Genomic DNA, 12,796 nt, shown 5'->3' with positions numbered 1-12,796 from the left:
TTGGGGCCGATGCTCGCTCGCCTGTTCGTGATCTTCGGTGGCCTGTTCGTGCTGGTGCTGTGCGCGGCGCTGGTGGTGCCGTATTTCGTCGACTGGACCGGCTACCGCGCCGATTTCGAGCGCGAGGCGAGCACCATCCTCGGTCGCAAGGTGACCGTGAAAGGCGACGCGACCGCGCGGCTCTTGCCATTCCCTTCGGTGACCTTCTCCAATGTCGAGGTCGCAGGCGGCCCTGGCGGACAGCCGGCGATGACGATGGAGACCTTCTCCATGGACGCGGAGCTGGCGCCGTTCCTGCGCGGCGAACTGCTGATCTTCGACATGCGGCTGGTGCATCCGAAGGCGACCATCGATGTTGCGGGCGACGGCACGGTCGACTGGGCGATCCGGCCGTCGACGCCCTTTGATCCCGGACAGATCGCGATCGAGAAGCTGACGGTGACCGAAGGGCAGATCGAATTGCGCCATGCCGCCGGCGGGCGCAGCCATTTCATCTCCGAGATCAACTCGACCGTTTCGGCAAAGTCGCTCGCCGGTCCGTGGCGGATGGATGGCTCGCTGCGCTTCGACGGACTGCGCACGGAAGTCTCGGCCTCAACCGGCAGAGCGGAAGCCGACGGCCAGATGCGGGTCAGGCTCAAAGCCGACCCGGATGCCTATCCGCTCATCATCGAGACAGACGGCAATGCCGGCATCGTCAAAGGCGCGGCGGTCTATTCCGGTCAGTTCAAGGTTTCGGCTTCTGACAAGAATGGGGCCGACAGGAGCTCGGCCGAATTGCGCGGCACTGACGCCGAGCCTGTGAAGGTCAGCGCCAGCAAGCCCGATCCCGGCTTCCGGCTGAACGGCAAATTCGCGCTCGACCATCAGAAGCTCGGTGTCGATGAATTCCGCTTCGAGACCGGACCGCTCGACAACCCCTATACCGCCGACGGCAAGGCCTCGGTCGATCTCGGCCTGAAACCGCATTTTTCGATCGAAGCGAACGGCGCGCAGGTGCAGTTCGACGAGGCGGTGGGCGCATCCGCAGGTGCCGGATTGACGCTCGACCAGCGTATCGCGGCGTTCGAGCAGACGCTTCAGCACATGCCGAAGCCGACGATACCGGGCACGGTCGAGGTCAGGCTGCCGGCCGTGGTGGCGGGCGATACCACGGTTCGCGACGTGCGGCTCTCGGCGGAGCCGGCCGAAGGCGGGTGGTCGGTGAAGTCGCTCGCCGCGACACTGCCGGGCCGGGCGACGCTTGAAGCCGACGGCATGCTGAACGTCGAGGACCATTTCGGCTTCACCGGATCCCTGCTGCTTGCTGTCGGACAGCCGTCCGGTTTCGCCGCCTGGCTGTCGAAGGATGTCGACGACGCGATCCGCCGTCTGCCGGCGGCGGGCTTCAAGGCCAAGGTCGATCTCAGCGAGAACCGGCAGTCGTTCAGCGACCTCGAGCTGATCCTCGGCAAGGCGAAATTTTCCGGCCGCATCGATTCCAGCCAACCCGATGGCGCCAGGCCCTCGGTGCTGATGCAGCTGGAGGGCGGCGAGCTCGAGGTCGATGGGCTGGCGGCCTTCGCCTCGATCTTCGTCAGCGACAAGGGCGCCAACCGCTTCTCCGACCGCGACCTCGATTTCCAGATCAAGGCGGGCCCGGTCAGCGCCGCCGGGCTGACCGCCGATACAGTTGATACGGCGTTGAGGCTGCGCAAGGGCCTGCTCGAGATCGACCGGCTCTCGGTCGGAGGGCTCGCCGGCGCCTCAATCAGCGCCACCGGGCGCATCAAGGATTTTCCGGAAAGCCCGACCGGCAAGCTCGACGCATCCGTGGTGGCCGTCGATCTCAAGCCGCTCATAGATGTCGCAGCCCAGCATTATTCGGACAATCAGGTTCTGAAAGGCCTGGCTGCCCGTGTTGCTGCCTATCCGGAGCTGTTCCAGGACGCCCGGATCGACCTGGTGACAAGTGCCGCCGACAATGGCGACGGCACCACCGGACTCGCGCTCTCGGCGCAAGGCAAGGCCGGCGGTTCCGCCTTCTCGGCTTCGCTTTCGGGCAGGGGGACGCGGGATCGGCTTCCCGATGCGCCGGTATCGATCACCTTCAATGCCAGGAACGAGAACGCCGCCACGCTGCTTGCACTCTACGGCCTGCCGGCGCTGCCGCTCGGCATGCTTGGACAGGCCACCACCGATATCACGGCCAAAGGCTCGCTGGGCGGCGGTCTGGCAACCAGCTTCAACCTGACGGCCGACGATTTCAGGGCGAGCTTTGACGGGACCATCGCCGAGACAGAGCAAGGCGCCACCGCCAAGGGCAAGGTCAATCTCGACGCCGCCGATATCGAGCCATGGCTGATGACGACAGGTGTCGGGCTGCCCGGCATGGGCACCGGGACGTCGGCTTCGCTCGCCAGCGATGCCGACTTCGGCAATGGGCTTCTGGTGCTGAGCGGGCTCAGCGGCGCCATCAACAAGGCGACTGTGTCCGGCGACGTCAACGCCGACATGAAGGACGGACTGCCGCATCTTGCCGGCGCGCTGGCGCTCGATGAGCTCGACCTCGACCCGCTGGCGGTGTCGCTGTTCGGCGACCAGTCCTTCCTCGCCGGGAAGGACGGTGGCTGGCCGACGACGCCGTTCAGCCGGAAATCGACCCTGCCGTTCAGCGCCGATCTCGACCTCAACACGGCGGCCCTTGCCGCCGGACCGTTCGCGACCGCGCATGACGCGACGCTGTCGCTGAAGCTCGACCGGGAAGGCATCCGTGTCTCGGACCTCAAAGCCAAGCTCTATGAGGGCACGCTAACCGGCCTGTTCGAGCTCAAGAACACGGAGGGCACAGGCCTGTTATCGGGTCAGTTGAAGCTGGCGGGCAGTGATCTTACCGCAGTGCTGCCTGGCGCCGGAATCAGCGGCAGCGGCGACATTTCGGCCGCGCTGTCGACCAGCGGCAAGTCTGTCGATGCGATGATCGCCGCCCTGTCAGGGTCCGGCACGGCGGCGCTGAAGGGACTGACCATCGCCGGCATCAATCCCGATGCTTTTGCCCCCGTCATCGCCAAGGCCGATGCAATCGGACGCGACATCGATGCCGCCAAGACCGCCGGCTTCGCGCCTGAGATCGCCGGACAGGGAAGTTTCGCGGCCGGCAACACCGATATCCCCTTCACCGTTGCCAATGGCACGCTGCGGGCGCCGCCGATCAGCCTCGACAATCCGGCGGCGACGCTGTCGGCGGACGTTACCGCCGACCTCGATGCGAGCACGCTGGCCGCCAAGGGAGCGATCACCTATCGACCGGGCGACGAGGCGCTTGTCGGCTCCGAACCGGCTGTGAACTTCAGCCTTGCAGGCCAGATCGGGGCGACGTCGCTCCAGTTCGACAGCGCGCCGCTGGCGCAGTTCCTGACCCAGCGCGCGCTGGAGAAGGAGCAGCAGCGCGTCGAGGCGATGCAGGCGGCGCTGCTCGAGAAGCAGAGGCTGCGGCGCGAGGTGCGCTACTACGCTGCGCTGCAGACGGAGCGCGACCGGGCGGCCGAGGAACTGCGCCGGCAAGAGGAAGAGGCGCGACAGAAAGCCCAGGCTGAAGCCAGGGCGAAAGCCGAAGCGGAGGCGCAAGCGAAGGCAGAAGCCGAGGCGCAAGCCAAAGCGGAAGAAGGGGCAAGGGCAAAAGCGGAAGCCGACGCCAAGGCTCAGGCCGAGGCCGAGGCGCGCGCCAAGGCCGAGGCTGATGCGCAAGCAGAGGCGGAAGCCGATGCCAAGGCAAAGGCCGAGCAACAGGCCGCAGCCGCGAAAGCCCAGGCCGAGGCGGATCGCAAGCGTGCCGAGCAGGCGAGGCTGGAAGCTGAACGCAGGGCGGTTGAGCAGGCGCCAAAAGTCGACCGGTCGCTTCCCGGCGTCAACGACGGTTCCGTTCCAGAGCCGCCGAAGCCCAAGTCCAATCCGTTCACGATCGACAACCTCCTGAAGTCGCTGGACGGCGGTTGAAACCCATTATTCCGGGAAAACTGCATAGCGGTTCCGCCCGGAATCGCGGGCGAACAAAACACCCAAGACGTCGCGAAGGACAGCGCTGGATGTAGCGCTCAAACCGGCTCCTGCCGCGAAAGCAGGCGCTTGAGCATAGGCTCGATGCGGGCAAGCTCGTCGAGATGGGCGGCCGACAATTCGGCGAGACGGTCGTCGGCGAGCGGGGTGAGTTGCAGCAGGACGCGGCGGTGGTCGGCCTTGTCTTGATCCCGCGCGACCAAGCCGGCCTCGCTCAGCCGATTCACCAGTTCGACGGCGCTGTGGTGGCGGATGCGCAACCGCTCCGCCAGATCGCCCACTGCCACCGGCCCGCCGCCGGGATAGCCCTTGATCGCCAGCAGCGCCTGGTGCTGGCGCGGGGTCAAGCCCGCCTCATTCGCCTGCAACTGGCTGAATTCGAGGAAGCGGCGGATCAGGTAGCGGAACTCCGAAAGCCGCTGATAGTCGGCCTGGCTGATGGCGGGACGTGGTTTCTTCGGGTGCGTCATGCCACGACTTATCGCCCTTTCCGGCCAAAGCTCAACTCTTATGAAAGCCTGGCGCATCCATGACCAAAATGACGCGGAGCAACCGCCAAAAACGGCCTTGAAGAATTATATCGTGTTACGATATGTAGCCGCCCGACAACCGGACGGTACCGCGCCGCCAGAAAGCTCAGGCTCCCCAATGAAATCCGCTCATGCCGGAAACGGCCATCTCCGCGACTTCACCACCGATCCTCGGGTGCTCATCATCGCCGCCATCGCAGTCGTTGTCGCGACCGCCGGGCTGTTTGCCGGCATCGCGCTGTTGAAGCTGATAAGGCTCGCCACCAACATCGCCTATTTCGGCCAGTTCACGCTGACCGAGCTCAGGCTCGAGGACACGCCGCTCGGCTATGGCGCCGTGCTGGTTCCAGTGATCGGCGCGCTGATCATCGGGCTGATGGCGCGCTTCGGCAGCGAAAAGATCCGCGGCCACGGCATTCCGGAAGCCATCGAAGCAATCCTGCTCGGCCGCTCGCGGCTCGACGCCAAAGTGGCGGTATTGAAGCCATTGTCGTCGGCGATCTCGATCGGCTCCGGCGGACCGTTCGGCGCCGAGGGGCCAATCATCATGACCGGCGGGGCGATCGGCTCGCTGATCGCGCAGATGCTGCCGGTCAGCGACAATGAACGCAAGACGCTGCTGGTGGCGGGCGCGGCGGCCGGCATGACGACCGTGTTCGGCACGCCGATCGCGGCAATCATGCTTGCCGTCGAGCTGCTGCTGTTCGAATGGACGCCGCGCAGCTTCATCCCGGTCGCCGTCGCCGCCATCATCGCCGAGGTCGAACGCACCTTGCTGCACCTGCCCGGACCGATCTTCCCGTTCTCGGGCAGCATGGAAGCGTCGATCGCCGGATTGGGTGGCTGGGTGCTGGTCGGGATTGCCGCCGGCCTGCTCTCCGGCTTGCTGACGCAAATGGTCTATGCCTGCGAGGACGCCTTCCAGAAGCTGCCGATACACTGGATGTGGTGGCCGATGATCGGCGGCCTGGTGGTCGGTATCGGTGGACTGATCGAGCCGCAGGCGCTCGGTGTCGGCTACGACAACATCGCCAACATGTTGGATGGCCATGTGCTGGCGGCGGCAGCGCTGACGCTTTTGGTCGTCAAGGCCATTATCTGGTCGGTGGCGCTGGGTTCGGGAACGTCGGGCGGCGTGCTGGCGCCGCTCTTGATCATGGGCGGCGCGATGGGCGCGGTGCTTGCCGGTATCCTGCCCGAGGCGACGCCCGGCTTCTGGCCGCTGCTGGCGATGGCCGCGACCATGGGCGGCACCATGCGCGCGCCGCTGACCGCGACCTTCTTCGCGGTCGAACTCACCGGCAACACCCACATGCTGGTGCCGCTGATCGCAGCCTGCGCCACCGCCCATGCCGTCACCGTGCTGTTGATGAAGCGATCGATCCTGACCGAAAAGGTGGCGCGGCGCGGACACCACCTCGTTCGCGAATACCGCGTCGATCCCTTCGCGCTGACCAGGGTGCGCGAGGTGATGACGACCAAGGTCGAGAGCGTGCCGGCGACGATGACGCTGCACGGCGCGGCGGCATTCCTGACCGCCCCGGACACGCGCCATCCGAGCTTTCCTGTGATCGACGAGAAAGGCCATGTGCTCGGCCTCATCGATCCGCCGGCGATCCTGCGTTGGCGCCGCGCCGGCAAGCACCGCAAGACGACGCTCGGCGAACTTTTGGCCGGCAGCAAGGTCACGCTCGCCTATCCCGACGAATATCTGGAAGGACTGTCAGACAAGCTGCTCCTGGCCAACGTCTCGCATCTGCCGGTCGTCTCGCGCGAGGATGCACGGCTGGTCGGCTATATCGGCTGGAAGGACCTGATGCGGGTGCGGTCGAAAAAGCAGGCCGAGGAACGCGACCGTTCGGCCCTGCTCAGCTTCGGCGCCAAGCGCAAGGCGCAGGAAAGCCTCGGCGATCCGGTCTGAGGCCGGTCAAGATGCCTTGCCGCCCCGCTTTGCCCAGGCGAGCACGTAGAGTCTGAGCGCGGAGGAGAGGTTGGCGTCACGTGTCCGCGTTTCGTCGATCTCGGCAACGAGGGCCGCGAGCGACAGCGAGCGCTGCGTCGCGATCGCCACCAAATCGTCGTAGAAGGGTTGCTCCAGGGAAAAACTGGTGCGGTGGCCGCGGATCGTCACCGAGCGTTTTTCGACAGCGGCCATCCGGGCGCTCAGCGCCGGTCCGGATCGCCGGGCTTTTCGCGGCGATGGCCGTCCATGAATTTTTCCGTCATGTCGGACGTCAGCCGGTCACGCTCGCGCTCGGCTTTGGAACGGCCGTGCAATGCCCGGTTTTCCCTGGCCAGGCGTTCCTTCTCGATGCGCGCTTTCTGCTTGCGGGCCTGGCGGAGATTGACGACCTCGCCCATTTCCCCGGCTCACTTCTTGCGAAAGGCGTCGAGCGAAACCACTTCGGCACCCTTGCCGCCGGTATCGGCGGCAGCCGGCTTCTTCTCGGCCTCGGTGGCCTTTTTCTTCGATTCCGGTTTCTTTTCGGTCACGACCGCGATCGGCAGCTCCGGGGCCGGCGCGGCGTCGTCGTCTTCCGCGGCGTTGTCCGCCTTGACGTCGAATTCGAGTTCGAAATTCACTGATGGGTCATAGAAACCGCGCACGGCGGAAAAGGGGATTTCGAGCTTTTCGGGCACGTCGGAAAAGGAGAGTCCCACCTCGAAACCGGTGTCGGTCACCTTCAGGTCCCAGTACTGGAACTGGATGACGATGGTCATCTGCTCCGGATAACGCTCGCGCAGCCGCGAGGAGATGCGCACGCCCGGCGCGCCGGTCAGGAAGGTGATGAAGAAATGATGGTTGCCCGGAAGGCCCGTGCGCGCGACTTCGGCCAGGACCTTGCGCATGACACCGCGCAATGCCTCCTGGGCCAGAATGTCGTAGCGGATGTGGTCGTCGGCCATGTGACGGTCGGGTTCCGTTGAATCGTCCGCATAGCTGTAATCAAGCTTGGGCGCGGCGTAAACCGCATATAGGCGCCGAAAGCTAAGGCCAAGAGGGCTGGCGGCGATTTGATCGCTCAGGCGTGGGCGAGGGCGGCCTGCCGGGCGGCTGCCGCTTTCTTCCTGCCGAAGGCGGCCAGGAAGGTGCGCACGCCATTGGTCGCTGAGCGCAACACCTCTTCCTCCGTCGGTATGCCGCCGAGCATGAAGGTTGTCTGCAACTCGGCGTTGACTAGTGCGAGGAACTGCCGCGCCGCCACGTCCGGATCGTCGATCGAGAGGTGCCCGGCATAGGCCAGCCGCGCGAAGCGGGCGGCAAGCGCCGACCAGGTGCGGCCCGGTCCCTGTTCGCGCCACTCGGCAAAAAGCTCGGGATAGCGCTCGCCCTCGGCCTGGATCAGCTTGCGCAGGAAGCGGCCGTCGCGGTTGCAGATACAGTTGCGGTTCATGCGCACCGCGAAGGCGACAAGATCGGCTTCGAGATCGGCGGGCTGGTCGGGAAAGGTGGCAATGGTGGCGAAGATGCCGGCATTGCAGCGCTCCGTCAGGTCGCGCACAATGGCCATGAACAGCTTTTCCTTATCGCCATGGTGATTGTAGACGGTCTGGCGCGAAACGCCGGCCTCGGCCGCGATCAGGTCGATATTGGCGCCGGCATAGCCTTCGCGGCAGAAGACCGAAGCGGCAGCATCAACCACCGATATGCGCTTGGCCTCGTGGCTGCGTGGCGGGAAAGTGTCAGGAGAAACGCCGACCTTCATAAGAAACTATATAGCGATGATTGACGAATTGGACAAGGCTGTCTAAATTTGTAGACACAATAAAGCGAAGCCCGCTCCCGGGAACGACAGAATCGCGCTTTGAAGCGACGATGATTTCACATCCCGGATGTCGGGGTTCCACGGGATGGAACGTCCTCGGGTAGACGCCGGACCACGGCGACAACCAGATCCGAAAGAAGCCCTTATCATGAGTCCCAAATTCCTCCGCATCGCGGTCGTGCTCGGCTTGTTGTCCGCAATCGGCCCCTTCGCCATCGATATGTACCTTCCAGCGCTGCCTTCGATCGGTGAGGATTTGAAAGCTGGCACCGCCGCCGTGCAGATGAGCCTCTTGATCTTCTTCCTGTCGATGGGCTTCGGCCAGATCGTCGTCGGACCGATCTCGGACATGGTCGGGCGCAAGCTGCCGCTTTATGTCGGACTCGCGCTGTTCATGGTTGGCGGCGTCGGCTCGGCTATGGCGCCCAATATCGAGTGGCTGATCGCCTTCCGCTTCCTGCAGGGGCTCGGCGCCAGCGCGGGCATGGCAGTGCCGCGCGCCATCGTGCGCGACCTGCACACCGGCAACGAGGCCGCCAAGCTGATGTCGCTGCTGATGCTGGTGTTCTCGGTGTCGCCTATCCTCGCGCCGCTCACGGGCAGCCAGATCATCGAGAGCTTCGGCTGGCGTGCCGTGTTCTGGACTGTGACGGGCGCCGCCGCTTTAGCCACCATCCTGCTCGCGACCTCGCTGAAAGAGACGCGTTCGGCGGAGGAGCGCGCCAACTCGTCCTTCGGCACGGCACTTGCCGGTTACCGCTACCTGATGAGCGACCGCAACTTCCTTGGCCTGACGGCGATCGCCGGCTTCGGCATTGCGAGCTTCTTCGTCTATCTGTCGAGTTCGTCCTTCATCCTGATCGACCACTACGGCCTGTCGCCGTCGGTCTACAGCGTGTTCTTCTCGATCAACGCGGTCGCCTTCATCGGCATGTCGCAGCTGACCGGGATGCTGGCGGATCGCTTCGGCTTGAAGCGGGTCGTGTGGGTCGCGGTGACCGGCTATGCCACGGTGATGGTGGCGCTGTTCGCGATCATGGCATCCGGTGTCGACCGGCTCGACGTGATGGCGGCGCTGCTCTTTGTCGGCTACGGCTTCCTTGGCCTGGTCATTCCGACCACCTCCGTGCTGGCGATGGAAGAGCATGGCGAGATCGCCGGCACGGCATCGGCGCTGATGGGCACGCTGCACTTCGCCATCGGCGCGCTGGCCATGGGCGTGGCGGGCCTCTTCTTCGACGGCACGCCGCTGCCGATGGTGGCCGGCATCACGCTCTGCGCGGTGATTTCCTTCATGCTGGCCAAGCTGACGCTCGGCCGTGCGCGCGAAGCGGTCGAAGCGCCTGCCGAGTAAGACGCGGATAGAAAATCGGAAGAGGCCGGGATTGCCCGGCCTTTTTCAGCCCAGGCAGGACCGCAAGCATGCGCGCCAAGCATGCTCGGCCGTTCAATTGACTTGGAAAGAAGGCGAGGGGGAAGGTGGAGGTTTCTGTTGCCAGGTACCTCCGAACCCCGCCTAGAAGTGCGAACCTCTAGGGCTTGATTTGAAGCGTTCGCACTGCATTAAGCAGCGAGACGAGCTTCCGCATAGTTGTCGTTGGCAACTATAAGTTTAGCCCGATGACGGTGGTACAATGCCGGGCAAAAGTACGATCTTTACACCTTCGTCGATCCTATTTCGCCCCCAGCAAAAGCCGCTCCCTTTGGAAGAGCGGTTTTTGGTGGAGGCGCCGGGTACCGCCCCCGGGTCCGAACGGCTTATTTCATCGCCTGTTTATCGCCATAGTCGGTCAAGCCGACGAAGCGAATATAGGGAGCGGTTACGGAAAATGAAAGGGCCAAGTCGAGGCTTGTCCCCTGCGCCAAACTCGACAGCCGAGGGTTGACTTGCGCGTCTACTCAATCGAAGCTCCGCCGGTGATGAGGAATATCCTGACCTAGCGCACAAGTTGCGCGGCGCGCCACAAGCCTCATCGATCGGATCCGTGGCGCCGACGAGGGGAAGTTTCATGGCCGACTATCTTGCGGATGTGAAGAAATACGATGCCGGCGCCAGCGCCGATGCGGTCGAGAAGATCGTCAAGCACTTGGGCATCGCGCTCAGGAACCGCGATTCCTCCCTGGTCTCCTGTGCGGACCCGAAGGAGCTCGAGCGCGTCCGGGACAACTGGGTGACCAAGAAGCTTGGGATTGCCGACGCCAAGAAGGCCGACGCCTCGATCGAGAAGGCGTGCAAGGCGATGGCCGCCGACAACACCAAGAGCCGCGTGACCTTCTACTATCTGGTGGCGAAGGACCTGGGCAAACTGGGTTCTCTGTGAGGCAAGGCGATCGGCAGCCGGCATGGCAACGTGCCGGCGCCGTGGATTTTTCGCGCCGGATCGACATCTGTAGGCTTTGGGTATTCGACCCACCGCCAGTCGGCTATGATCGCTTGTCATCCGAATCGAGGCCGAGCCGATGCGCCAATATCTCGACCTGTTGAAGCATGTGCTGGAGAACGGCGCCGATCGCGGCGACCGCACCGGTACCGGCACGCGGTCGGTGTTCGGCTACCAAATGCGCTTCGACCTTTCGCGCGGCTTCCCGGTTACCACCACCAAGAAGCTGCATCTGAAGTCGATCATCCACGAGTTGCTGTGGTTCCTGGCCGGCGACACCAACATCAAATATCTCAACGACAACGGCGTCACCATCTGGGACGAATGGGCCGACGAGAACGGCGATCTCGGCCCTGTCTACGGCAAGCAGTGGCGCTCATGGCCGGATGGGCACGGCGGCGAGATCGACCAGATCGCCGCCCTTCTCAAGGAGGTACGCAAGAATCCCAATTCGCGCCGGCTGATCGTCTCAGCCTGGAATCCGGCCCAAGTGGAGGCGATGGCGCTGCCGCCCTGCCATTGCCTGTTCCAGTTCTACGTTTCGGAAGGCCGGCTCTCCTGCCACCTCTACCAGCGCTCGGCCGACATTTTCCTGGGCGTGCCGTTCAACATCGCATCCTACGCCCTGCTGACCCTGATGGTGGCGCAGGTCACCGGCCTGAAGCCTGGCGATTTCGTCCACACGCTCGGCGATGCGCATCTTTACTCGAACCATTTCGAGCAGGCGCGCGAGCAGATGCGGCGCACGCCGAAGTCGCTGCCGACGATGTGGATCAACCCGGATGTGAAGGATCTTTTTGCCTTCCGCTTCGAGGATTTCCGCCTCGAGAACTATTTTGCGGACGCCAATATCAAGGCGCCGATCGCGGTATAAGGCCCGCTTTGAGCGCTGCCAGCGCTCAAGCCGTCAGCCAGTCCCGACGATGACGTCGGAGGCCTTGATCACTTCATAGGCCCTACTTGCCCAGTCGCAGATCGGCAACCGCTTCGTTGGGGATCGAAGCCGTGTCGAGGACGCCGCCGCCGATAGCTATCCTGGCATGCGAGGTGGTCGATCCCTCGACGATTTCCGTGACCTTGCCCTTTAGGACATTGCCGGCGCTGATCTACATCTGCCTATGCCTCGCTGTATCGAACGGACTTCACCGTGTGCTGGTGGGATCCTGACGTACAACGGCGCGGAGCCTAAAAGTCCTTTTCTTGTTATGTTCATCCGGATATATCGAATCAGGGCTCGAACCGAACGGATTTTCAGAAGAGGGCGAGGTTTCATGACGGGCAAGGGTTTTGGATTGAAGGCGATGGCCATTGGCGGACTGACGGCAGCGTTGATGGCGGCTGTGCCGGCAGCCCACGCCGACGACAAGGTGATCGTGTTCGCCGCGGCCAGCCTCAAGGACGCGCTCGATGTGGTCAACAAGGCCTGCGAGCCCGAGGTCGGCGAAGCGGCCACGATTTCCTATGCGGCAAGCTCGGCGCTGGCCAAGCAGATCGAGGGCGGCGCGCCAGCCGATGTCTTCGTCTCGGCAGACCTCGACTGGATGAAGTATCTGTCTGACAAGAAGCTGACCAGGCCCGACACCGAGGTGAAGCTGCTCGGCAACCAGATCGTGCTCGTGGCGCCGCAAGATTCCAAGGTCGAGGCGAAGGTCGAGAAGGGCTTCGATCTCGCCGGGCTCATCCGCGACGGTCGGCTCGCCATGGGGGATTTCAAGGCGGTGCCCGCCGGCAAATACGGCAAGGCGGCGCTGGAATGGCTGGGCGTCTGGTCCTCCGTCGAAGGCAAGGTCGCGCAGGCCGAGAATGTCCGCGCCGCGCTCAAGCTGGTGTCGACGGGCGAGGCCGCGCTCGGCATCGTCTACGCCACCGACGCCCATGCCGAAAAGGGCGTCAAGGTCGTCGGCACCTTCCCCGAGGATTCGCACCCGCCGATCATCTACCCGATTGCCCAGACCGCGGATTCGAAGGACAAGGATACGGCTGCCTTCCTGAAATGCGTCGAGTCAGCCAAGGCCGCCGCGCTCTTCAAGGAACAGGGTTTTACGGTGCTCGCGCCGAGCAACTGAGAAAGACCTAACACCGC

At 64.1% G+C, this 12,796-nt stretch carries 11 protein-coding genes, 1 other RNA gene and 1 pseudogene; 6 read left to right on the top strand and 7 right to left on the bottom strand.

Features of this window, described 5'->3' with window-relative positions:
- The first annotated feature begins 9 nt into the window (after nucleotides 1–9).
- Complete coding sequence (locus P9230_RS03950; protein WP_278117509.1) at nucleotides 10–3,975, top strand: AsmA family protein; 3,966 nt, start codon at nucleotides 10–12, stop codon at nucleotides 3,973–3,975.
- 98 nt (nucleotides 3,976–4,073) lie between these two features.
- On the opposite strand, the gene P9230_RS03945 is transcribed toward P9230_RS03950, so the two are convergent.
- Nucleotides 4,074–4,505 carry a helix-turn-helix domain-containing protein gene (locus tag P9230_RS03945; protein WP_066990862.1) on the bottom strand — a complete coding sequence of 144 codons (432 nt, stop codon included), beginning with the start codon at nucleotides 4,503–4,505 and terminating at the stop codon, nucleotides 4,074–4,076.
- 178 nt (nucleotides 4,506–4,683) lie between these two features.
- Here P9230_RS03945 and P9230_RS03940 point away from each other — a divergent pair, with 178 nt between their 5' ends.
- Entirely contained in the window at nucleotides 4,684–6,486 is a 1,803-nt protein-coding gene (locus P9230_RS03940) for a chloride channel protein (protein ID WP_278117507.1), read from the top strand.
- A 6-nt stretch (nucleotides 6,487–6,492) separates the two neighbouring features.
- Here P9230_RS03940 and P9230_RS03935 read toward each other — a convergent pair whose 3' ends face one another.
- The 4 genes from P9230_RS03935 to P9230_RS03920 all read right to left on the bottom strand — a co-directional run bounded on the left by P9230_RS03935 (nucleotide 6,493) and on the right by P9230_RS03920 (nucleotide 8,272).
- Complete coding sequence (locus P9230_RS03935; protein ID WP_095779013.1) at nucleotides 6,493–6,720, bottom strand: ribbon-helix-helix domain-containing protein; 228 nt, start codon at nucleotides 6,718–6,720, stop codon at nucleotides 6,493–6,495.
- A gap of 8 nt (nucleotides 6,721–6,728) precedes the next feature.
- Nucleotides 6,729–6,926, bottom strand: coding sequence for a DUF4169 family protein (locus tag P9230_RS03930; RefSeq protein WP_095802677.1), 198 nt, complete (start codon nucleotides 6,924–6,926; stop codon nucleotides 6,729–6,731).
- A gap of 9 nt (nucleotides 6,927–6,935) precedes the next feature.
- The gene (locus tag P9230_RS03925) at nucleotides 6,936–7,472 is read right to left on the bottom strand and encodes an SspB family protein (RefSeq protein ID WP_066990875.1); all 537 of its coding nucleotides are present in this window, start codon (nucleotides 7,470–7,472) and stop codon (nucleotides 6,936–6,938) included.
- A gap of 116 nt (nucleotides 7,473–7,588) precedes the next feature.
- On the bottom strand, nucleotides 7,589–8,272 hold the full coding sequence (locus tag P9230_RS03920) for a TetR/AcrR family transcriptional regulator (RefSeq protein ID WP_095783789.1): 684 nt from the start codon (nucleotides 8,270–8,272) through the stop codon (nucleotides 7,589–7,591).
- Between the two features lie 208 nt (nucleotides 8,273–8,480).
- On the opposite strand from P9230_RS03920, the gene P9230_RS03915 reads away from it, so the two are divergent.
- Nucleotides 8,481–9,686 (top strand): multidrug effflux MFS transporter, encoded by a 1,206-nt coding sequence (locus P9230_RS03915; RefSeq protein ID WP_095802676.1) that lies wholly within the window; start codon nucleotides 8,481–8,483, stop codon nucleotides 9,684–9,686.
- A gap of 124 nt (nucleotides 9,687–9,810) precedes the next feature.
- Here P9230_RS03915 and ssrA read toward each other — a convergent pair.
- Nucleotides 9,811–10,171: a transfer-messenger RNA gene (gene ssrA / locus P9230_RS03910) on the bottom strand.
- Nucleotides 10,172–10,341: 170 nt separating this feature from the next.
- Between ssrA and P9230_RS03905 the strand changes: the two genes are divergently transcribed.
- On the top strand, nucleotides 10,342–10,653 hold the full coding sequence (locus P9230_RS03905; RefSeq protein WP_066990883.1) for a DUF2853 family protein: 312 nt from the start codon (nucleotides 10,342–10,344) through the stop codon (nucleotides 10,651–10,653).
- Nucleotides 10,654–10,792: 139 nt separating this feature from the next.
- Complete coding sequence (locus P9230_RS03900; RefSeq protein ID WP_067323197.1) at nucleotides 10,793–11,587, top strand: thymidylate synthase; 795 nt, start codon at nucleotides 10,793–10,795, stop codon at nucleotides 11,585–11,587.
- A gap of 33 nt (nucleotides 11,588–11,620) precedes the next feature.
- Here P9230_RS03900 and P9230_RS03895 read toward each other — a convergent pair.
- Nucleotides 11,621–11,819 (bottom strand): annotated as a pseudogene (locus P9230_RS03895) (TOBE domain-containing protein).
- 165 nt (nucleotides 11,820–11,984) lie between these two features.
- Between P9230_RS03895 and modA the strand changes: the two are divergent.
- Nucleotides 11,985–12,779 carry a molybdate ABC transporter substrate-binding protein gene (gene modA, locus P9230_RS03890; RefSeq protein WP_095802675.1) on the top strand — a complete coding sequence of 265 codons (795 nt, stop codon included), beginning with the start codon at nucleotides 11,985–11,987 and terminating at the stop codon, nucleotides 12,777–12,779.
- Nucleotides 12,780–12,796: the final 17 nt, after the last annotated feature.

The organism is Mesorhizobium sp. WSM4887 (assembly GCF_029625865.1).
Lineage (GTDB): Bacteria > Pseudomonadota > Alphaproteobacteria > Rhizobiales > Rhizobiaceae > Mesorhizobium.
The sequence above is the reverse complement of the archived record's forward strand: the minus strand, read 5'-3'. Positions and strand labels throughout refer to the sequence as shown.